Genomic DNA, 21,332 nt, shown 5'->3' on the forward strand with positions numbered 1-21,332 from the left:
GACGTCGCGGGAATCCGTGTCCGTCGCCGCCGCCGGGCTTCCGTCGTAGGCTGAATCCCGCACGTGGTGGACAGGAGGTGCTCGGGTGGCCGGGACGATGGTGGCCGAGGTGATGGCCGAGCTGGCCGCGCTCGAGGAACCGAGGGCACGCGAGGTGAACGAGAAACACGGTGACGATCACGGTGTGAACCTCGGCAGGCTGCGCGCGCTCGCGAAGCGGCTGAAGACGCAGCAGGAACTGGCGGGCGAGCTCTGGGAGACGGACGACACCGCGGCGAAACTGCTGGCCATCCTGATCTGCCGCCCGAAGGCGTTCGAGCGCGACGAGTTGGACGTCATGCTGCGCCGGGCGCGCACGCCCAAGGTGCACGACTGGCTCGTGAACTACGTGGTGAAGAAGAACCCGCACGCCGAAGAACTGCGCGTGGCCTGGTTCGCCGATCCGGATCCAGTGGTCGCGAGTGCCGGCTGGGCGCTGACCACCGAGCGCGTGGCGAAGAAGCCCGAGGGCCTCGACCTCGCGGGACTGCTCGACATCATCGAGGCGGAGATGAAGGACGCCCCGGATCGCCTGCAGTGGGCCATGAACCACTGCCTGGCTCAGATCGGGATCGACCACCCCGAGCACCGCGCCCGGGCGATCGACATCGGTGAGCGTCTGGAGGTGCTCAAGGACTACCCGACCTCCCCGGGCTGCACGTCTCCGTTCGCCCCCGTCTGGATCACCGAGCTGGTCCGCCGGCAGCAGGACGAGACGCCGGCTTGAGGGGTGGGGGCGCTCGCCGCAGACATGGCCGGCCGTCGGATCCCGGACGCCGGCAGCGGCACGCACCACGGACCCCGCGCTGGCCGTCACCTCACGGTGGCGGCCGGCGCCATGGCATGCGGGGTGGACACAGACGGCCGGCCGCCGCACTGACGCATGCCGTCGCCCTGTAGTGGTGGCGGTGTGCAGCACGGGCACCCGGGGGTCGGTCAGGCGGTGGCGGCGGTCACCGGTGCGTGCTCGGTCTGGGTCGGTACGGCGGCCGGGGCCTCGGCGGCCGGGGCGGTGTGCTGGATCGCCGTGTAGTAGACGGTGGAGCCCTGCTTGGCGCGCTCCGCCAGGCTGCGGGCCACCAGACGCTCGGTGGTCGTGCGCACGAGGTTGTCGCTGAGGTTGCGGTCCGGGTGCGCGGTGGTCAGGGCCTGGGCGATCTCGCGGGCCGTCTTCGGCTCCGTCTGACCGCTCAGGTGCCGGTGGATGAGCTCCGTCAGCGGGACCGGCTTCTCCTTGGACGCAGGCGCCTGCTTCGCCGCGGCCTGCTTCGCCACGGGCTTCTTCGCCACGGGCTTCTTCGCCGCAGCCTTCACCGCCGTTGCCTTCTTGGTGGTGCCCTTCTTCGCGTCGGCCGTGGTTGCGGTCTTCGCCGCCGGCTTCCTCACCGAGGCCGCGGTCTTCTTGCCGGTGCGCGGCGCGGGCACCGCAGTCGCGGTGTCGCCGATGGCCGCCCGCATGCCGACGAGGAGTTCGTGGTCCTGCTCCAGACCCGTCAGGTCCTCCTGCAGGGAGGAGATCTCCTTGCGGATCCGTTCCTGCTCGGCGGTGTTCAGTGCGAGGTCGGCGGTGACCTTTTCGGCGTACTGGGACTTGAGAGTGGGCTCCTGTGCGGTCATGAGGGCTCCTCGATAGACGGTGTTGTCTGCGGACTCTACCCAGGTCACCTGTGAGGTGTGTGGGTTTGAGCGATACCGGATACTCGCCTGTTGGGGACGAGGCGCGCTGGAGCAGGGCATCGGGGAGGGTGGGTGTCCATCCCCCGGTGTGCTGGACGAGCGCCCTGTTCCCGCAGGTCAGTTCGGGTGATCGCTCGTACGGGGATGGAGGTGTGTGCGTGCAGGGTGGTGGACGCGATCTCCAACCTGCCGGTGAGCCAGCGTCGTTGCGGCCCCGTATCCGCGTGCCGTTCGCAGGCCGATGCCTCGAGCGCTGGTGGCGGAGACACAACAGCACCCGCGCCGAGGTCCCGTCCCGGCGCGGGCCCGCGCGTACGACGGTCCCCGGCATCGGGCCTCGACACGGTGGGCGGACCGCGCAGGCGTAGGCTTCGCTCAACACGGGCGCAGCAAGGGGGCGGAGTACATGACGGCTGAGACACCACACACGTGGAGGTCGACCCTCGATTCGGTCGTGGTGTATGCGCAGGGCGCGGTCTGCCGCCGACTGGTCCGGGGCAGCGTGCCCGCGAACGGCCGGCTGCGGGTGACGGGACTGCCCCGTTCGCTGGACCCGGGTTCACTGCGGGTCCGTGTCCTGGGCGCCCCCGGGGTGCGCGTCACCGAGGCCCGGGTGGAGGTCGAGGCCGGGCTGCCCGACACCGGCGCACCCGACGCGCTGCGGCGCGAGGTCGTACGGTTGCGCGACGACCGCGCGGCCGCGCAGGGGCGCCGGGACCGGCAACTGGGCCTGATCGAGGAGGTCAGGGTTCTACACCCGGTGCCGCCGCCCCGCAGGCGCGGTGATCCGCACCGCCGCACGCCCGTCGACGCATGGCTCGGGCTCGCCGACTTCGTCGAGGAGCGGCTGACACAACTGCACACCCGCCTCGCCGAGTTGGAGGCGGCACTGCGCCGCGTGGAGCACGAGCTCGCCGTCGCCGCGGACAGACTCGCCCGTGCCTCCACCGACGCACCGTCAGCGCACGTGGAGACCACGGTCTGTGCGGTCCTGACCCTCGACGCCACCGGTGACGCGGAGGCGGAGGCGGAGACGGACGCGGAGCTGGAGCTGGAGCTCGAATACGCCGTGCCCGGCGCCGTCTGGGTGCCCGCCTACCGTCTCACCCACCGCCAGGGCGACGGCACCGGCCGTCTCGTCCTGCGCGCCTCGGTCGCCCAGCGCACCGGCGAGGACTGGACCGGCGTGCGCATCGCCCTGGCCACCGCCGACCTGCAGCGCCGCACCGACCTGCCGAGGCTCCGCTCGGTCCGGATCGGACGCCGTCAGCCCGCCCCCGCGCCCTCCGGCTGGCGCGAGCCTCCGGCGGGGCTCGCCGACCTGTTCACCGGGTACCTGGCGGCCGGCCCCCGCCCGGCCCCGCCGACCCCGCGCCCGGCACCCGCTGCCCTCCGGGTCGGTTCCGCATCCGGTCCCGTACCACCACCGCCCCCACCGCCGTCGGTGCCGAAGCCCCAGGCGCCGCAGGGCTACGGCGCGGCGCCCGGCGCGTTCCCGGTCCCCGGCGGTGCGGACGGCGCCACCCCGGCGGTCTTCGGCGCCTCCATGCCCGCCCCCGCGCAGCCGGGCCGGTCCCGAGCGGCCGGCAGGCCGGCCGGCGGCGGCTTCGGCGGGGCCCCCGCCACCATGGCCCCCGCCGCGATGGCCCCGGCGGCCCCCGCGGCTCCCGGAGGGGCCCCGCCACCGCAGCCTGCGCCGCCCCCGGCCGGTCCGCCGCAGCCGAGCGGCGCCGAACTCGACTACGCCGCCCTCGTGCTGTGCGGCCCCGACGAGCAGGGCAGCCGCCGGGGCAGGCTGTTCCCCGGCTCTCCCTTCGATCCGGAGGCGGCCGCGTACCGCCGCCGCGCCGAAGCGGTGGCCGGGCTGCCGCTGCCCCGGCACGCCGTGCGTCCCCGTACATCGGCGGGTTCCTTCGACCACCGCTTCGATGCCGCCGCCCGCGTCGACATCCCGTCGGACGGCACCTGGCAGACCGTCACCGTCGGTGAGATCCCGGTCGGTCTGCGTACCGAGTACCTCTGCGTGCCGTCCGTCGAGCCGACCGTGTACGCGACGCTGCTGCTCTCCAACGCCACCGGTCAGGCCCTGCTGGCCGGCCCGGTCGAGATCACCGTCGACGGCGAGTTCCTGCTGACCGCCGCACTCCCCACGCTCGCCCCCGGTGGTGTCCGCCGGGTGGGGCTCGGGCCGGCCGAGGGCATCGCGGTCACCCGTCGTACGAACCTGCACGAGTCGACCTCGGGCCTGCGGGGCAACACCACCGTGCTCGACCACCGCGTCCACGTGGAGCTGGCCAACCGGCTCGCGCGGCCCGTCACCGTCGAGGTCCGCGAGCGGGTGCCCGTCACCACCGAATCGGACGTCCGGATCGAGGAACGGGCCGACTGGACGGCACCCGAGGCCGGAACGGGGCCGGAGCACCATGCCCCGGGCACCCGCGTCTGGCGGGTGGAGCTGCCCGCCGGCGCCACCGCCGCCCTCGACGGCGGCTACGAGATCCGCATCCCGGCCGGCAAGGCCTTGGTCGACGGCAACCGCAGGAGCTGACACACCATGTCCACCGCCCCGAAGCCGATCGCCCTTCCCGTCACCGCCGTCACCTGCCTGGAGGACCGGGCCCACATCGAGCGCGCCGTCGTGCTCGACCTTCGAGCCGGAGTCCAGCGGCTGCGCCTCGGGCCGGTCACCGCGCTGGCCGTCGACCGCACCCTCCACGCCGAGCTGACCGCCGATCACCCCGCGACCGTGCTCGACGTACGGATCGTCCGCACCTGGACACCGCGCGGGCCGCTGCCGTCCACCGACGACTCCGCCCTGAGTCGGAGCGTGCACACCCTCGAGGAGGAGCGGCTCGTCCTGGAGCAGCGCCGCGATCGGCTGCACTCCCGCCTCGACGTGCTCGGCCGTCTCGCCGCCGATCTCCTGCGGGAGATCGGCGAAGGGGCCGGCTCCGGAGAGAGCGAAGGACCGCGCTGGGCCGGCGAACTGGACCGGGTGGACGCCGAGCGCGACGCGTACGGGGAGCAACTGCGCGCCGCAGAGGCACGGCTGGCCACGCTCGATGCCGAACTCGGGGCGGTCCAGCGGGCCATGGCCCTGTCCGAGGAGGAGCCCGCCGAGCTGGTCGGACATGTCGAGCTGACCGTGGAGGCTGCGGCCGCCGGGCCGGCCGGTCTGCGCCTGAGCCACCTCGCCCCGTGTGCGCTGTGGCGGCCCGCCTACCGGGCCGTGCTCGAAGGGGATTCCCTGGCGCTGGAGACCGAAGCGATGGTCTGGCAGCGGACCGGCGAGGACTGGTCGGACGTACGGCTGACGCTGTCGACGGCCCGGTCGGCGTCGGCCACCGATCCGCCACGGCTGGACGAGGACCGGCTGACGCTCAAGGACCGCTCCGCGGCGGAGCGCCGCACGGTCGACGTCGAGCTGCGCGAGGAGGAGATCGGGGACCTCGGCCCGGCGCCGGTGCTCGGCCTGCCGGGGGTGGACGACGGCGGCGAGGCGCGGGTGCTGAGCGTCCCGGCACCCGTCTCGGTGCCCGGGGACGGCCGCGCGCACCGTGTGCCGGTGTCCGCCTTCACCACGGCCGCGAGCAGCGAGTACGCCTGCTCACCCGAGCTGTCCCCGCTGGTGACCCGGGTGGCGCGGTTCGCCAACGTGTCCGGCCATGCACTGCTCGCCGGTCCCGTGGACCTGGTCCGCAGCAGTGGGTTCAGTGGCCGCGGCACGCTGGACTTCACCGCTCCCGGCGCCGCGGTCGAGCTCGCCTTCGGCAGCTGCGACGACCACCGGGTGGTCCGGCATGCCGAGGAGTCCCGCGCCACCGCCGGAATCACGCAGCGGACGGTGGTCACGCGCACGGTCCAGCTGTACCTGTCCCGGTTCTCCGCTCCCGGGGAACAGGGCGAACGGGTGGTCGCCCTCCGGGAGCGGATCCCGGTTTCCGAGGTCTCGGCGGTGGAGGTGCGCCTGCGCAAGGAGGCCTGCTCGCCGGCACCCGACGTGGTCGACGCCGAGGGCATCGTCCGCTGGGACGTCGCGCTCCCACCCGGCGGCCGGCGCAGCGTCACCCTGGTCTACGAACTGTCGGCGAGCGCCAAGGTCGCCGGGATCTGAGGACCAAGGGGGTCTGCCCCGCTGAACCTGGACGGCCGGGCGGTTTCGTTCCGGGGCCTACTCGCCGCGCCCGGTGGCGAGGTCCCGTGCCCGGTCGACCAGTCCGGTACCGGCGGACAGCAGCCGGTTGTGGGGCCTCGAGGCGAGCGCTCCGGGGTGGGGCCGGGTCGGCGCGAACCTCTTGGCCCTGCGGACCTTGTCGCCCAACTTGTCCAGGGCCTCCGGCGCGCAGGCATGGCGGAGCCGGGGAAACAGGTTGTCCTCCTCGTCGTGCACGTGGGCGATGACCTCCGCTTTGAGCAAGGCGAGCACCCGGTCGAACTCCGGTCCCGCCGCGTCCAGTCCTTCGAGGTCCTTCAGCAGCTCCTCGACGTGGGCATGGTCGGCCAGTTCCTTGTCCGCGATGAGGTCGCCGTCCGGGAAGTGCTCCCGGACGACCGGATAGAGGTGTTCCTCCTCCGCCACCTGGTGCCGGACCAGTTCGATGGTCAGCAGTTCGGCCGCCTTCTGCCGCTCGCCGGCCGGGGTCGTGTGCTCGATCCTGACGAACAGCCCGTCCACCTCCCGGTGGTCGACGGTCAGTTCGGCGATGATGTCCCGTGCGTGTCGCATGCGTTCTTCCTTCCCGATCGGCCACGACCGGGCGGTGCGCGCCGGTCCCTGCGCGCGTACCCGGGAAGACGCGGCCCTAACGAGACGGCGGCGCCGATCGGGCTGCCGGGCCGACGCGGACGGCGCGGGCTCGGGCCACGTAGGGCCGGGACGAGACGGTGACGGCAACGGAGACCGCGGCCAGAGCAGCGATCACCGTGCCGGGGGTGAGCTGCTGGGCGAGGCCGCCGGCGATGGCGGCTCCGATGCCCTGCCACGTCATCCGGCCGGCGGACTCGACGCCCTGGACCTGGCCGCGGACCGCGTCCGGGGTCAAGGCGAGGAGCTGCTCCTGGAGCGGCAGGGTGGCGGCGAAGCCCGCACTCGAAAGGAACACCGCGGCCATCAACACCGGCACGGGCGGATGGACGGCGAACAGCAGGTACGGAGCGGCGAGCAGCAGTCTCAGGGCGAACGCGCAGCGGCAGCGCTGGTCGGCGGTCAGCAGGCGCCCGACGGCCAGATCTCCGAGGAGCATGCCGGCTGATCCGGCGGCCAGGAAGGCGCCCGCCTGATCCGGTGCGTACGAGATGAACAGGGCCTCGCAGCCGACGATCAGGCCGTTCGGGACCCACAGGTTCAGCAGGAGCGCTCGTCGGCCTGAGTCCGAGAAGAGCGCGGTGTTCGTCGTCCAGGTCTGGCGCAGTCCGGGTCGGCGGGTCAGCCGGATCGAGCGTTCCCTGACGGTCGCGGCCACGACGCCAAGGCCGAGTCCGGTCAGGACGGCGGCGATGACGAAGACCTCCTGCGGGCTGAGGTAGCGCAGGAGCGCGGCCCCGACCGCGTAGCCGAGGACGGCCATGCCGCCGGAGGTGATGTTCATCAGCGAACGTGCCGCCGCATACGTGGAGTTCGGCACGACCTCGGCGAGCAGTCCCATCCGCGTTCCGGTCCCCAGGGATTGGAAGAACCCCAGTACCAGGAGAAGACCGAACCGGGCCGCCAACGGCAGCCCCGGCACCGCCTGCGCGGCAACGCCCACCAGCGCGGCCCACTGGAGCGTGACGAGGGTCCGGCGGGGTCGGGCCCCGTCGGCGACCGACATGAGCGTCAGGGCGCCGAGCACCGTCGCGAACGTGGCGCCGTACATGCTCACGGCTGTCAGGAACGGCGATCCGGTGCGGTGATGGACCAGTGTGCCGAGGGCAAAGCCCGACAGGGTGTTCGCGGCGACGGTCAGGGTGAAACTTGCGTACAGGCCGGCGAACTCCCTGTTGCGGAGGAGGGCGAGATAGCCGGTGGTCGGAGGGGCGGCGGGCTTGGAAAGGTCGGAAGGCATAAAAAAAGCCTCCGGACACACACCCGTCGGTCGGGTGCGGCGCCGAAGGCCAACGCGATCATTCTAGCAGTCGGCCCGGCTCCGTCACCAGAGGGGCTATTGCCCCCGTTGACTGCTGTGCGGCTGGGTCCCGCGGGAGCGGTAGACGACGTACGGGCGGGTCAGGTAGCCGAGTGGTGCGGTGAAGGCGTGCACGAGGCGGCTGAACGGCCACAGGGCGAACAGGGTCATGGCGAGCAACGCGTGGAGCTGGTACGGCAGGGGGGCCCGGGCCATCGCGGGGACGTCGGGGTCGAGTGCGAGGAGGGAGCGGAACCAGACGGACACGCCGAGGCGGTAGTCGTACGGATGCGGTACGAGCGTGGTGGCGGTGGCCGCGAGGCCGGCCAGCAGGACGGCGGCCAGGACCGGGTAGACGGCGCGGTCGCTGGTGCTCGTGGCGTTCCGTACCGCGGGCACCTTGACGCGCCGGTACACCAGGAGCGCCAGGCCGGTGAGGGTGGCCAGGCCGGCGGCTCCCCCGGCGAACACGGCGTTGGCGTGGTAGATCGGCTCGCGGATGTGCAGGCGCTCGGTGAGCGATTCGGGGACGAGCAGTCCCACGACGTGCCCGCCGATGACGAAGAGCAGTCCGTAGTGGAAGAGCGGGGCGCCGATGCTCAGCAGCCGGTGCTCGTGCAGCTGGCTGGAGCGGGTCGTGAACCCGAAGCGGTCGTAGTGGTAGCGCCAGGCGGTGCCTGCGACGAGTACGACGGCGACGAGGTAGGGCAGCACGCCCCACAGGGCGGTGTGCACGTGGTTCACCGTCGGGTCTCCTCGGCTGGGGCTGCCTGCGGGCGCAGCGTGGGAAAGGGCAGCAGGCCCACGGTCTCTGTGGGCGGGCCGCTGCGTGCCAGCTGCAGGGCGGCTGCGCGGTCGGCCGGCGAGGGGCCCGGCAGCGTGCGGCAGACGGCCGTCAGGATGTCGGCGTAGGGAGTCTTGTGGTCGATCAGGGCCATGCGGAGCAGTTCGAGGGCGGCGCGGTGTTCCTGCAGGGCCCGACGGCCCGCCCGGGGGCAGCGGGCGGCGAACTCCAGGGCCAGCGGGAGGAAGTCGGGCAGTTCGTCCGCGGGCGGCTGCCAGCCGTGATCGCGGTACAGCTGCTGCCAGCGCAGCAGGGCCTGGCCGCGGCGGCGGGTGTCGCCGTCCGTGTAGTAGGTGAGGTGCAGGGTGCGGCGGCGGCTGTGGTCGAAGGTGCTCACGTAGCGGGCGGACAGTTCCAGTTGCGGTACGTCGGCGACCGCGGTGCAGAAGCCCAGCAGCAGCGCGGCCTCCTCACCGGCGAGGTCGCCGAGGCAGGTGCGGACGAGGCCGAGGCGCTGCGGCCAGTCCTCGTCGGGATGCGACAGCAGCAGTGAGGCGGCCTGGTGGAGGGCGGCGGTGTTGCTCATGCCTGCTCCCGGCGGGGGAAGAGTCCGGCCGGGGCGCCTTGGCCGTTCCAGTTGAGGAGGTTGACGCGGCCGCTCAGCGATCCGGTAGGGCCGGTCGATCCGGTCGATCCGGTGGCCCCCGGCACGGGCTCGGGATCGGGGCCGGCGAGCGGGGCGTGGAAGGTGTCGGCGGTGTACATCCCGGGGCCGCCCTCGCCGTCGAGGCTGCATCCGGTCCCGGGGTCGGCGTGTTCGGAGTGCCGGGCGGTGTACCCGGTGGGGATGACGTAGCGGTCCTCGTACTTGGCCACGGCCAGCAGCCGGTACATGGCCTCGATGCCGTCGGCGTCCATGCCGACCGAGCCGGCGATGGCGGGGTCCTGTTCCTCGCCGAGGTTGATCCGGCGCATGTGGGCCCGCATGGCGGCCAGGCGGCACAGCGCCGCCTCCACGGGGGCCGGGTCGCCGGCCGTGAACAGCTCCGCCAGGTAGCCGATGGGGATCCGCATCGAGTCGATCGCGGCGAAGAGCTTCGCCGGGTCCTCGCCGTCGTGTCCCGTGGCGGTCAGGGACTCCACGATGGGCGACAGCGGCGGGATGTACCAGACCATCGGCATGGTGCGGTACTCCGGGTGCAGTGGCAGCGCCACCTTGTACTCGCTGATGAGGGTGCGTACGGGTGAGCGCCGGGCGGCGGTGATCCAGTCGTGCGGGATCCCCGCCTGTTCCGCCGCGTGCTGCACGCCGGGGTCGTCGGGGTCGAGGAAGCAGTCGAGCTGGGCCTCGTACAGGTCCTTCTCGTCGGGCGTGGCGGCGGCGGCGCCGACCTTGTCGGCGTCGTAGAGGATGACTCCGAGGTAGCGCAGGCGGCCGACGCAGGTCTCGGAGCACACGGTCGGCTGCCCGGCCTCGATGCGCGGGTAGCACAGCGTGCACTTCTCGGCCTTGCCGGTGCGGTCGTTGAAGTAGACCTTCTTGTACGGGCATCCGGTCACGCACATGCGCCAGCCCCGGCAGCGGTCCTGGTCGACGAGGACGATGCCGTCCTCGATCCGCTTGTACATCGCCCCGGACGGGCACACGGCCACGCACGACGGGTTCAGGCAGTGCTCGCAGATCCGTGGCAGGTAGAACATGAACGCCTGCTCGTACTCCAGGCGGACCCGCTCGTTCATCTTCTCCAGTACGGGGTCGGCGGCGAGGTGTTCCGGGCCGCCGCCCAGATCGTCGTCCCAGTTGGGACCCCAGGTCACCGCGGTGGGACGGCCGTCGATCAACGAGCGGGGGGCGGCGGTGGGAACGTCGTCGCCGAGCGGCGCGTTGATCAGGTTCTCGTAGTCGTACGTCCACGGCTCGTAGTAGTCGGCCAGGGAGGGAAGGCGGGGGTTGGCGAAGAGGGTGGCGAGGCGGCGGGCCCGGCCGCCGCTGCGCGGCACCAGGCGGCCCCGCTTGAGCCGCCAGCCGCCCTGCCACTTCTCCTGGTCCTCCCAGCGGCGCGGGTAGCCCTGGCCGGGGCGGGTCTCGACGTTGTTGAACCATGCGTACTCGCTGCCCGACCGGTTGGTCCAGGTCTGCTTGCAGGTGACCGAGCAGGTGTGGCAGCCGATGCACTTGTCGAGGTTCATGACCATCGCGACCTGTGCCATCACGCGTCCGACGGTCGCTTCGCTTCGGGGCATCAGTACGTGACCTCCTGGGAGCGGCGGCGGATGACGGTGACGGCGTCGCGCTGGTTGCCGGTGGGGCCGTAGTAGTTGGGGGCGAAGCAGAGCTGGGCGTGTCCGCCGATCAGATGGGTGGGTTTGATCAGAAGGCGGGTCAGGGCGTTGTGGACGCCGCCGCGCCGCCCCGTGGTCTGGGAGGTGGGCACGTTCACCAGGCGTTCTTGGACGTGGTACATGAACACCGTGCCGGGCGGCATGCGGTGGGAGACGACGGCGCGGGCGACGACCACGCCGTTGGCGTTGACGGCCTCGATCCAGTCGTTGTCCGCGGCCCCGATGGCCGCGGCGTCCTCGAGGCCGAGCCAGATGACGGGGCCTCCCCGGGCCAGGGTCTGCATGAGGAGGTTCTCCTGGTACTCGGAGTGGATGGACCACTTCGAGTGCGGGGTCAGGTACCGGACCGTCACCGACCGTCCGGCGTCCGCCGTGTCCTGGCGGGGCCGGTCCCCCAGGGCGGCGAGATCCAGGGGAGGCCGGTAGACGGGCAGTTGTTCGCCGTACTCGGCGATCCATTCGTGGTCGAGGTAGAAGTGCTGGCGGCCGGTCAGTGTGTGCCAGGGCTTGCGGTGCTCGGTGTTGATGGTGAAGGGCGCGTAGCGCCGCTCCGGCCCCTCCTTGCCGGACCATTCGAAGCTGGCGCCGACCTGCACCGGGCGGGCCTGGGTGTCGGAGAAGACGATGCGCCGCTCGGCCAGCGAGGCGGCCAGCTCCTCCAGGCCGCTCCCCGGTCCGCAGCGCACGCCCAGCTGCCGGAACCCCTCGGCGGCGACGCGGCCGTTCGTGGTGCCCGACAGGGCCAGGATCGCCTCGCACATCTTGACGTCCGTGTCGAGCAGCGGGCGGCCCCGGGCCGCTCCTTCCCGGGCCGTGCCGCAGCGTTCGGCGAGCCAGTGGGACTCCGGGGTGGTGTGCACCGTGATGCCGCGGACCTGCATGCCGTGTTCGTCGGGCAACGGCCCGAAGGCCGCGAGCTGGTCGGCGAGGGCGGTGTAGTCCCGTTTGACCAGCGTGTACTGGGGTTGGGTGGGGCCCTCGGGCGGAGCCTCGCCGGGGGTGTCGTGCTGCAGGGCCGTGGCGACCAGGTCCCAGGCGTCCTCCAGGCGTCCGTGCGCCAGTTCGGCGACCTTGGCCGCGAGGCCGTGGAAGATCTCGAAGTCGGTACGGGCCTGCCACGGCGGGTCGATCGCCGGCGAGAAGGCGTGCACGAAGGGGTGCATGTCCGTGCTCGACAGGTCGTGCTTCTCGTACCAGGTCGCCGCGGGCAGGACGAGGTCGGCGAACAGGGTGGTGGAGGTCATGCGGAAGTCGAGCGCGAGCAGCAGGTCGAGCTTCCCCCGCGGTGCCTCCTCCCGCCAGGCCACCTCCCGCGGCCGGTGCTCCTGCGGAGCCTGCGCGGCCGAGGCGTTGTCGTCCGCGCCCAGCAGGTGGCGCAGGAAGTACTCGTTGCCCTTGGCCGAGGAGCCGATGAGGTTGGCCCGCCACACCGTCAGCACGCGCGGCCAGTTCACCGGATCGTCGGGGTCCTCGCAGGCGAAGGCGAGACGGCCGGCCTCCAACTGCTGCTCCACCCAGGCCGCCGGTTCCCTCCAGGAGGCGTGGGCCTGCCGGCCCAGCTCCAGGGGGTTGGCCGAGAAGGTGGGGTACGACGGCATCCATCCCTGCCGCACCGAGCGGGCCACCAGGTCAGCCGTGTGCGCGCCGGCGAAGGTGCCGCGCGCCGTCGGCGAGGTGAGCGCGTCGGCGGCGTAGCCCTCGTAGCGCCACTGGTCGGTGTGCAGGTACCAGTACGGTGTGCCCGCCATCTGCCGGGAGGGCCGCACCCAGTCGGAGGCGGTGGCCAGCTGCTGCCAGCCGGCGTACGGCCGCACCTTCTCCTGGCCCACGTAGTGGGCCCAGCCGCCCCCGTTGACGCCCTGGCAGCCCGTGAGCAGCAGCAGGGACAGGAAGGAGCGGTAGATCGTGTCGGAGTGGAACCAGTGGTTCGTGCCGGCACCCATCACGATCATGCAGCGGCCGCGGGTCTGCTCGGCCGTCCGCGCGAACTCGCGCGCCGCGCGCACCACCGCGCCCGCGGGCACGGAGGTGATGGCCTCCTGCCAGGCCGGGGTGCACGGGACGGCGGCGTCCTCGTACGAGGCCGGCCACTGCCCGTCGAGGCCGCCGCGGCCCACCCCGTACTGGGCGAGCATCAGGTCGAAGACGGTCGTCACCAGGCGGTCGCCGAGGCGCTGTACGGGAACGCTGCGCTCCAGCGTCGCGCCCTGCTCGTCGAAGCGGGGCAGGACGACCCGGGCACTGAGCCCGTCCTCGCCCTCGTAGAGGCTGAGGAGCGGCTCGATGTCGCCCAGGTCGAGGTTCCAGCGGCCTTCGCTGAACTTGGACCAGCGGTCGCCCAGCGTCCCGTTGGGGACCACCGGGCCGCCGGTGACGGCGTCCAGCAGGACGGGCATCCACCGGCGCGTCGCCTCGTCCGGCGCGTCCCGGGCGTGGCGCAGGTCCGCGGCCGTCACGAAGCGGCCCGGCACGTGCCGCCCCGGCTCGCGCTCCTCGAGCTCCACCAGGAAGGGCAGGTCCGTGAACCGCTTCACGTAGTCGGTGAAGTAGGGCACCTGCCGCTCGACGAAGCACTCCTTGAGGATGACGTGGCCCATCGCCATGGCCATGGCGCCGTCGGTGCCCGGATGCGGGTGGAGCCACTCGTCGGCGAACTTGGTGGCGTCCGCGTAGTCCGGCGAGACGACCACGACCTTCTGTCCGCGGTAGCGGGCCTCGGCCATCCAGTGGGCGTCGGGGGTCCGGGTGACGGGAACGTTGGAACCCCACAGCATCAGGTAGGCGGCGTCCCACCAGTCCCCTGACTCCGGTACGTCGGTCTGGTCCCCGAAGACCTGCGGCGACGCGATGGGCAGATCCGCGTACCAGTCGTAGAAGGACAGCATCGGAGCGCCGATCAGCGCGTGGAAGCGGGCCCCGACCGCGTGCGAGGCCATCGACATCGCGGGGATCGGCGAGAACCCGGCGATCCGGTCGGGGCCGTGCTCCGCCAGTGTGTGCACATGCGCAGCCGCGGCGATCTCCAGGGCTTCCTGCCAGCCGATGCGGACCAGGCCGCCCTTGCCGCGGGCCGCCTGGTAGCGCCGCCGCTTGACGGGATCGGTGGTGAGCTCCGCCCAGGCCGCGACCGGGTCCCCGCCGAGGCGCTGTTTGGCCTCGCGGTACATCTCGACCAGGACGCCTCGGGCGTGCGGATAGCGGACGCGGGTGGGCGAGTAGGTGTACCAGGAGAACGAGGCTCCGCGGGGACAGCCGCGGGGTTCGTACTCCGGCCGGTCGGGGCCCGTCGACGGGTAGTCGGTCGCCTGCGTCTCCCACGTGATCAGGCCGTCCTTGACGTACACCTGCCACGAGCAGGACCCGGTGCAGTTCACGCCGTGCGTGGAGCGGACCACCTTGTCGTGCGCCCAGCGCTCGCGGTACGGGGTGTCGTTGACCCCCTGATCGGCCCGGAACACCGCCCGGCCGTCCGCCGTCCCGGGCGCTCTGCTGAGCATGCGCCCCGCCTGCAGCAACCGGTCGGAGACGGCGTCCGCCGCGCGTTCTGTCGTAGCCCTGGCCCTGCCGCGTTTCACGTGGTGGCCCCTTCCGGGAGGCAGGCGCAGCCGACCCGCTGTGGGATCAGGCCGACCGTGGGTGGGTCGCGCACAGATTGCACCCGTGAACGTCTGCGACGCGGATCGCCCACCGCCGGTTGAATGTATCGAGAACGTATCTTGGCGAGCTCTTGGGGTGGAGCGGCCCCCGCGGGTCGGGCGACCCGGTGGAGCCGCGGACGTTCCCGGGGCAGCGGATCGGCGCCCCGCGCGCTACCCTCCTGCGCATGGTTGACATGGACACGCTCCGAATCTGGTCCCGTGGGCGCCTGCGCAGCGCACCGGCGCCCGGCCCGCGGACCGCCCCCGCCGCACGCGTGAGAAGGGCCCGCCGGCGCACCTTCGTCTGCCTCCTCCTGCTGGCCCTCCTGGGCGCGGCGACCGCGGCGTCCGCCTCGGCCCCGGCCGGAACCTCCTCCGCCGCCCCGGTCTCCCCCGGTACGCGGGCGGCCGAGGCCGCGGCCGCCCGCTGGGGCGACCGCCGCCTCGACGAGGCCGCTTTCCTGACCACCCACAACGCCTTCACCAACTACGACGACTCCCGGTGGAGTTCGGTGAACCAGGCCGAGTCGGTGCGCGCTCAGCTCGACAACGGCGTCCGCGGCCTGAGCCTGGACACGCACTGGTACGAGCACAGCACCTGGCTGTGCGTCATCAGCTTCGGCAGCGACTGCTACCCCAGCGACGTCTACCTGTGCCACGGCGACTGCAAGACCTTCGCCGGTGCCACGTACGCCCTGCCGCGGCAGTCCTTCCAGGGCACGATGCAGACCGTGGTGGACTTCCTCGCCTCCCATCCGCAGGAGGTCGTGACCGTCTTCCTCGAGGACTACGTCGGCGCCGACCAGCTGGGCCAGTCCCTCGGCCGGGTCAGGGGGCTGCCCGAGCTGCTGTTCCGGCCTGACGACTGGGGCGTACGGCAGAACGGCTGGCCGAAGGTGGCCGACCTCGTCACCGCCGGCAAGCGCCTGCTGATCTTCTCCGACCGGTCCGACCGTGAGCACCTGGGCGTCATGTACGACAAGTCCTGGACGGTGAGCAACTACTGGAGCCTCGGGGACATGGGCAACGACCTCGCATGCGTCACCCGCTGGCCCGATGTGCCCTTGGACCGCCAGGAGCCCGGATTCCGGCGGTTGTTCACGATGAGCCACCACCGCAACGTGCCCACCGTCCTCACGGCGGCCCTGGACAACGGCACCAAGCTGCGCAGTCGCATCGCCGAGCAGTGCCGGACCGCGACCGGGGGCCGCAACCCGAACTACGTCTCCGTCGACTTCCACCGGCTGTCGGACGGCAGCGGTCACACACCCGCCTCGATCGTGGCGGAGCTCAACGGGAGTCCCTGAGTGCCGGTGATCGAGCAGTCGGTCAGTGCGCGGACTGCAGGCTCGCCTTTCCGTCCGGGGACGGGGACGGGGACGGCGCTGCCGGGTCGACGGTCGCCGTGATGACCGTGGCGGTCAGCACGCTGGCCAGGGCGAGCCCGGCGACGAGCCACCTGGAGCGCGGGCCCTTCCGGTGCCGGGCGGCCGCCCGGCGGGTCCGCGGGTACGGGGCGGGGCGGGGGGCGGTGTCGCCCTGCGGACGGGGCTCCTGGCGTGCGGGGTACCGGTTCATCGCGGATCGGGTCCTCGGTAGGTCCAGTGGGCTCAGTGGATGCAGCGGATGCAGCGGGCTCAGTAGGTGAAGCACTCCGTGTGGATGCGCGCGGCGGGGACGCCTGCCCTGATCAGTGCGGCAGTGGTCGCATCGGCCATGCCGGGCGGTCCGCAGAGGTAGACGTCACGGTCGGACAGGTCGGGAACGAGCGCACGCAGGGCCTGGGGCGCGAGGGGGTCGTACGCGGCGTCGGAGCGCCCCACCAGGTAGTGCAGTGCGGCCTGGCGGTCGGCGGCGATGGCCTCCAGCTCATCCCGCAGGACCAGTTGATCGGCGTCGCCCGCCCGGTACAGCAGAGTCAGGTCGCCGGGGCCCCCGGGCAGGGACTCGAAGAGGGCGCGCATCGGAGTGATCCCGATGCCGCCGGCGATCAGCAACACCTTGGGGCGGGTGCGCCGCCGTTCGGTGAGGGCACCGAACGGGCCGGTCGCAAGGACCCTGGTGCCGGGCCGGAGCCCGCGCACGCGCCGCGAGTGCCCGCCGAGCGCCTTCACGGTGATGCGGAGGCGGTCGTCGCGGGCGGGTGCGGAGAGCGAGAACGGCAGGGCGGTGTGCCACAGGCCACCGGTCAGGAATCGCCAGCGGAAGAACTGACCCGGCTCGGCCCGGAGTTCGCGGAGCCGGCCGCCTTGGACGGTGACGGAGACCACCCCGGGGCCCTCCTGTTCGACGGTGGCGACGCGCAGCCCGTGCCGCAGTGCCTGCCGGACCGGGACGATCCCGCGGTACCAGGCGAGCAGTACGCCGACGACGGTGTGCAGCAGGGCCCAGAACCAGGCGGTGAGGGCGGTGGCGGCGACATCGGGGCCGGCGAGCTGGTGGACGAAGCCGAGCGCGGCGGCGAGGTAGGTGAGGAGGTGGATGCCGCGCCACGCCTCGTGGGAGACCCGGCGGCGGACGGCCCGGGCGGAGCACAGCCCCACCCCGGCCAGCAGCACGGCTCCCGCGAACGCGGCGGTGACGGCCGGGTACCGGAACAGGGCCCCGGTGGCGGTCAGCAGGTCGGTCCCGGTGCGCAGGGCGTACACGAGGAGGGCGAACAGCCCGTGGGCGCCGCACAGGACCAGAACCCACCGGCCGCCGAAGGCGTGCCAGCGGGCGAGGCGGTCGGCGCCCACTCCGTGCTCGACCGCGGGCACGCGCGCCATCAGGAAGAGCATGGCGAGGATCCCGTAGCCGGCGAGGAGCCCGGTGAGGTGTGCGGCCGCCCCGATGAGTTCGTCGGGGCGGGCGGACGGATGCACCTGCACGGCCCACAGCAGGGTGACGGCGGCCGCCCCGCCGGCCAGGCCGGCGCGCAGCCGCGCGGGCGCGGTCTTCATCTGCGCCGCCGCGCGCCGGGGCCGGCGGCGGTCGAGGGGCCGGGAGGACGCGCGGGAGAGCCATGCCAAGTCCGTTTCACATCGGCAACTATGTGCAAACTCGCTCGCATCAAGCAATGGCGATGACTTGCGTCACGGACGGCGATAAGGGCTATATGTCCGCTCCTGAGACATATAGGTGCCCCCTATCGACGGGCTGACGGCTTTGCGCAGCCGCCGTTTCGGCTTTGCATTCCTGCAGTACAGACACGTGGCGACTGACCGCCTAGCACATGCGGCCGCGCATTTTGGGCAATTTTTTACGCTTCTAGGGCACTGGCGCAGCCCGGGTGCCCCCAGCGGCTGTCGAGCTTGGTGATCATGTCGCCGACCGCGTACGGCGTTCCGCAGGGGCAGCTGCCGGGGAACTTCGCCTTGATCGAGCTCCGGCTGCGGGTGGACTTCTTGGCTCCGGCTCCGGCTCCGGCTCCGGCTCCGGCTCCGGCTCCGGCTCCGGCTGCAGGCTTCGAGCGCGACGCGGACGTACGGGCGGGAGCGGGCACGGGCATCGACGCGCTGCCGAGTGCCGTGCCGGCCGCCTGCTGGGTGACGGCGGCGTCACTGGCGGCCTGGTCGGCGATCGCATTCAAGTGGTCGCCGTCCTCCCGGTGCGCCGGGACATAGCGGAACTCCACGTCCCGCTCGGCCAGCAGCGCGTCGATCTGCTCGACGAGCTCCCGGTTGGCCACGGGTTTGCCGGCCGCGGTCTTCCACCCGTTGCGCTTCCAGGCCGGGAGCCATTGGGTCACCGCCTTCATGGCGTACTGGGAGTCCATCCGGACCTCGACGGCGGTCGCCGGGGCCAGGGACTCCAGCAGCCGCTGAAGGGCGGTGAGCTCACCCACGTTGTTGGTGGCCCGGCCCAGCGGTCCGGCCTCCCAGCGCTCCGGTCGGCCCTGCGTGTCGGCGACGACCCACGCCCAGCCGGCCGGTCCGGGGTTCCCCTTGGCCGCGCCGTCACAAGCGGCAATGATGCGATCAGACATCCCCCGATCATGCACCACCGCCGCCCCGCCGCGCATTCGGCTCGTGGGGACGGCACGGGAGCGAGCCGACGGTGGGCGTCGGCCGGGAATTCTCCGCAGCCGGGCCGAAAGCCTCCTGGCCTCGAGGGTGCCCGAGCGGCACAATGGGCCGGGTCACCGCCGCCCGGCAGGAGAGTGCGTGCCCGTACCGATCATCATCGACTGCGACCCCGGACACGACGACGCCCTCGCGATCATGCTTGCGGCGGGTGACCCCGCAGTCGACCTGCTGGCCATCACCACGGTCGCAGGCAATCAGACGCTCGAGAAGACCACACTGAACGCGCGCCGGGTCTGCACGGTCGCGGGCATCACCGATGTGCCCATCGCGGCCGGCTGCGCCCGCCCGCTGGTCCAGGCACTGAAGGTGGCGGACGACGTGCACGGCGTGTCCGGTCTCGACGGGCCGCGCTTCCCCGAACCCACCGTGGACGTGGTCGCCGAGCACGCGGTGGACCTCATGTACCGGATCCTGACCCGGCACCCGGAGCCGGTCACCCTCGTCCCGACGGCGCCGTTGACCAACATCGCCCTGCTGCTGACCCGCCATCCCGATGTCGCCTCCCGCATCCGGGAGATCGTCCTCATGGGCGGCTCGACGGAGCGGGGCAACCGGACCCCGGCCGCCGAGTTCAACATCCAAGCGGATCCGGAAGCCGCGGACATCGTCTTCCGCAGCGGTGTTCCGCTCACCATGTGCGGTCTGAACGTCACGCACCAAGCGCTCGCCACACCCGAGATCGTCGCCCGATTCGAGCGGCTGGGCACCGAACTGGGGCACGTCTGCGCCGAGCTGCTCACCTTCTTCGGGTCGACCTACCGCACGCTGTGGGGGTTCCCGGACCCGCCGCTGCACGATCCGGTCGCCGTCGCCCGGGTGATCGACCCGGGCATCGTGGGCTGCGTGGATGCGAACGTGGTCGTCGAGCTGCAGGGCCGGTACACACGGGGCGCCACCGTCGTGGATCTGCACCGGTACACGGACCGACCGGTGAACGCGCAGGTGGCGCTCACTCTGGAAAGCGGCCTGTTCTGGGACCGGATGGTCGCCGCCGTGACGGCTCTCGGCGACCGTACGGCCTGACCGGTCCGCAGGTCGTCACGGCGCGGCCCGGCCGTCAGACGGGCTGGGTGGCGAAGAGCTCCAGGTGGCCGCACTTCGGGCAGCGGTAGGCGTCGATCTGGCGGCGGGGCCGCCCCAACCGCTTCGCGCCGCCGAACAGGCCTCGCTCCAACGGCCCTACGATCCAACGGGCGTAGCCCCGCGACCCCTCGCCGGTGTCCTCGACGAATCCGATCTCGAGGCCGACGGTCCCGCAGTACGTGCACCTGACATCACTCACCCTGCGAGCGTCTCACAATTGCGCCGGATCGACACGGGTCATGTGAACGGGACGCCCACGACGGCGCGATCCGGGCGGAGTTGGTCAGGCGGGCGTGAAGACTTCCTCACGGGTGTCGTCAAGGATGAACCCGAGGTCGAGGCGGACGCGGACGGTCACGCGGTGCCGCTGCTCCTCGTAGGCGATCCACGCGGGTTCGAGGGAGCCGACCTGCTCTTCGAGCTGCCGCCTGCTTTCCGTGGGCATTTCGCGGCCGAAGGTGTCGAGAAGCGACTTGAGCCGCTCGTACTCGCGAGCCTCGTGACTCTGATGCTGGTGCTCGACCACCCGCTCGACGGTGCCCTCGGTGCCTGCTGCCAGGTACACGGACCCGGCGACGGCGTCCGGCGGCGTCGCGGGCTCCCCCGTCATCGCAACCCAATCGGTCAGCCTGGTGTCCGCGGCCAGCTTCACCCGCTGGCCTTCTTTCAGCGTCATTGATTCTTCGTCCCTCGGATCGGTGCAGGCTGAAGTTGACATCCTCAGCGCTTGCGAAATACCTTCACCATTACTTAAGGGTATCAATCATCTAGCTCCTTAAGCATTCTCGCCACCCGGGGCGCACCACCAGAGGAAGGCCGGACATGAACCCCGCCCAGCACGGAGCGGCCGTCGCAGCCGAGACCGCCCGATTCGTCGCCACGGTCAAGGCGGCCGACCTCTCCACCCCCGTGCCGACCTGCCCCGGCTGGACCCTCGCCGACCTCACGCAGCACGTCGGCAGCGTGCACCGCTGGTTCACCGCGCTGCTTCGCCGGCGCATCCAGCAGCCGCCGACCAGCCGAGAGGTGGACCTGCGCCTGCCGGAGGACCCCGAGGGCCTCCCCGACTGGCTGGCCGCGAGCGCCGCGGAGGCCGCCGAGGTGTTCGCCGCCACCGACCTGGACGCACCGATGTGGGCCTGGGGAGTCGACCAGCATGCCCGGTTCTGGGTCCGGCGCATGCTCTTCGAGACCCTCGTCCACCGCGCCGACGCAGAGCTCGCACTCGGCATCTCACCGCACATCGACCGCGTACTGGCGGTCGACGGCATCGACGAGTTCCTCACCAACCTGCCGTTCGCATCCTCCTTCGCACCGCTGACCGGCCAACTGCGCGCCCCTGACCGGACCGTACGCTTCAGCTGCACGGACGGCGCCGGCGACTGGCTGATCGGCCTGCACCCCGACGGCTTCGGGCTCGTGGCCGACAGCGCCGAGCCCCGTGCGGCGGACGCCACGGTGCAGGGTTCGGCTGCAGACCTGCTCCTGCTCCTCTACGGCCGCCTGGACCGCCGGAGCGACGCCTTCCGCCTGCTCGGCGACCCGGACCTGCTCACCCACTGGTTCGCCCACTCGGCCTTCTAGACGTCGCCTGCGG

General features: G+C 72.2%; 18 protein-coding genes. 6 read left to right on the forward strand and 12 right to left on the reverse strand.

Annotated elements, in window-relative coordinates; all coding sequences use genetic code 11:
- Positions 1–97 precede the first annotated feature (97 nt).
- Entirely contained in the window at positions 98–766 is a 669-nt protein-coding gene (locus OG299_RS03130; RefSeq protein WP_266637548.1) for a DNA alkylation repair protein, read from the forward strand.
- A 209-nt stretch (positions 767–975) separates the two neighbouring features.
- On the opposite strand, the gene OG299_RS03135 is transcribed toward OG299_RS03130, so the two are convergent.
- Complete coding sequence (locus tag OG299_RS03135; protein ID WP_327360367.1) at positions 976–1,656, reverse strand: hypothetical protein; 681 nt, start codon at positions 1,654–1,656, stop codon at positions 976–978.
- A gap of 466 nt (positions 1,657–2,122) precedes the next feature.
- Here OG299_RS03135 and OG299_RS03140 point away from each other — a divergent pair, with 466 nt between their 5' ends.
- Positions 2,123–4,264, forward strand: a complete 2,142-nt coding sequence (locus OG299_RS03140; protein ID WP_327360368.1) for a DUF4139 domain-containing protein — start codon at positions 2,123–2,125, stop codon at positions 4,262–4,264.
- 6 nt (positions 4,265–4,270) lie between these two features.
- Positions 4,271–5,830 (forward strand): mucoidy inhibitor MuiA family protein, encoded by a 1,560-nt coding sequence (locus tag OG299_RS03145; RefSeq protein ID WP_327360369.1) that lies wholly within the window; start codon positions 4,271–4,273, stop codon positions 5,828–5,830.
- Positions 5,831–5,887: 57 nt separating this feature from the next.
- On the opposite strand, the gene OG299_RS03150 is transcribed toward OG299_RS03145, so the two are convergent.
- The 6 genes from OG299_RS03150 to OG299_RS03175 all read right to left on the reverse strand — a co-directional run bounded on the left by OG299_RS03150 (position 5,888) and on the right by OG299_RS03175 (position 14,444).
- Entirely contained in the window at positions 5,888–6,442 is a 555-nt protein-coding gene (locus tag OG299_RS03150; RefSeq protein ID WP_327360370.1) for a hemerythrin domain-containing protein, read from the reverse strand.
- Between the two features lie 76 nt (positions 6,443–6,518).
- On the reverse strand, positions 6,519–7,760 hold the full coding sequence (locus OG299_RS03155) for an MFS transporter (protein WP_327360371.1): 1,242 nt from the start codon (positions 7,758–7,760) through the stop codon (positions 6,519–6,521).
- Positions 7,761–7,856: 96 nt separating this feature from the next.
- Positions 7,857–8,564 carry a respiratory nitrate reductase subunit gamma gene (gene narI / locus OG299_RS03160; protein WP_266637542.1) on the reverse strand — a complete coding sequence of 236 codons (708 nt, stop codon included), beginning with the start codon at positions 8,562–8,564 and terminating at the stop codon, positions 7,857–7,859.
- Positions 8,561–9,190: a nitrate reductase molybdenum cofactor assembly chaperone gene (gene narJ, locus OG299_RS03165; protein WP_327360372.1), complete on the reverse strand. Its 630-nt coding sequence runs from the start codon at positions 9,188–9,190 to the stop codon at positions 8,561–8,563. Before narJ ends, narI begins: the two co-directional genes overlap by 4 nt.
- Entirely contained in the window at positions 9,187–10,848 is a 1,662-nt protein-coding gene (gene narH / locus OG299_RS03170; protein ID WP_327360373.1) for a nitrate reductase subunit beta, read from the reverse strand. The genes narJ and narH overlap by 4 nt, the downstream gene beginning before the upstream one ends.
- Positions 10,848–14,444, reverse strand: a complete 3,597-nt coding sequence (locus OG299_RS03175) for a nitrate reductase subunit alpha (RefSeq protein ID WP_327360374.1) — start codon at positions 14,442–14,444, stop codon at positions 10,848–10,850. Before OG299_RS03175 ends, narH begins: the two co-directional genes overlap by 1 nt.
- A gap of 326 nt (positions 14,445–14,770) precedes the next feature.
- Here OG299_RS03175 and OG299_RS03180 point away from each other — a divergent pair, with 326 nt between their 5' ends.
- Positions 14,771–15,892 (forward strand): PI-PLC domain-containing protein, encoded by a 1,122-nt coding sequence (locus OG299_RS03180; RefSeq protein WP_327360375.1) that lies wholly within the window; start codon positions 14,771–14,773, stop codon positions 15,890–15,892.
- Positions 15,893–15,914: 22 nt separating this feature from the next.
- Here OG299_RS03180 and OG299_RS03185 read toward each other — a convergent pair whose 3' ends face one another.
- The 3 genes from OG299_RS03185 to OG299_RS03195 form a co-directional block, all read right to left on the reverse strand.
- On the reverse strand, positions 15,915–16,163 hold the full coding sequence (locus tag OG299_RS03185) for a hypothetical protein (RefSeq protein ID WP_327360376.1): 249 nt from the start codon (positions 16,161–16,163) through the stop codon (positions 15,915–15,917).
- Between the two features lie 59 nt (positions 16,164–16,222).
- Positions 16,223–17,596 (reverse strand): ferredoxin reductase family protein, encoded by a 1,374-nt coding sequence (locus OG299_RS03190; RefSeq protein WP_327360377.1) that lies wholly within the window; start codon positions 17,594–17,596, stop codon positions 16,223–16,225.
- A 230-nt stretch (positions 17,597–17,826) separates the two neighbouring features.
- The gene (locus tag OG299_RS03195) at positions 17,827–18,552 is read right to left on the reverse strand and encodes a ribonuclease H family protein (RefSeq protein WP_327360378.1); all 726 of its coding nucleotides are present in this window, start codon (positions 18,550–18,552) and stop codon (positions 17,827–17,829) included.
- 178 nt (positions 18,553–18,730) lie between these two features.
- On the opposite strand from OG299_RS03195, the gene OG299_RS03200 reads away from it, so the two are divergent.
- Positions 18,731–19,675: a nucleoside hydrolase gene (locus OG299_RS03200; RefSeq protein WP_327360379.1), complete on the forward strand. Its 945-nt coding sequence runs from the start codon at positions 18,731–18,733 to the stop codon at positions 19,673–19,675.
- A 34-nt stretch (positions 19,676–19,709) separates the two neighbouring features.
- On the opposite strand, the gene OG299_RS03205 is transcribed toward OG299_RS03200, so the two are convergent.
- A complete protein-coding gene (locus OG299_RS03205) occupies positions 19,710–19,934 on the reverse strand; it encodes a hypothetical protein (protein WP_327360380.1) in 225 nt (74 codons plus the stop codon).
- Positions 19,935–20,018: 84 nt separating this feature from the next.
- Positions 20,019–20,387 carry a hypothetical protein gene (locus OG299_RS03210; RefSeq protein ID WP_327360381.1) on the reverse strand — a complete coding sequence of 123 codons (369 nt, stop codon included), beginning with the start codon at positions 20,385–20,387 and terminating at the stop codon, positions 20,019–20,021.
- A gap of 170 nt (positions 20,388–20,557) precedes the next feature.
- On the opposite strand from OG299_RS03210, the gene OG299_RS03215 reads away from it, so the two are divergent.
- The gene (locus OG299_RS03215) at positions 20,558–21,319 is read left to right on the forward strand and encodes a maleylpyruvate isomerase family mycothiol-dependent enzyme (protein ID WP_327360382.1); all 762 of its coding nucleotides are present in this window, start codon (positions 20,558–20,560) and stop codon (positions 21,317–21,319) included.
- Positions 21,320–21,332: the final 13 nt, after the last annotated feature.

The sequence above is a fragment of the Streptomyces sp. NBC_01296 genome, from assembly GCF_035984415.1.
Lineage (GTDB): Bacteria > Actinomycetota > Actinomycetes > Streptomycetales > Streptomycetaceae > Streptomyces.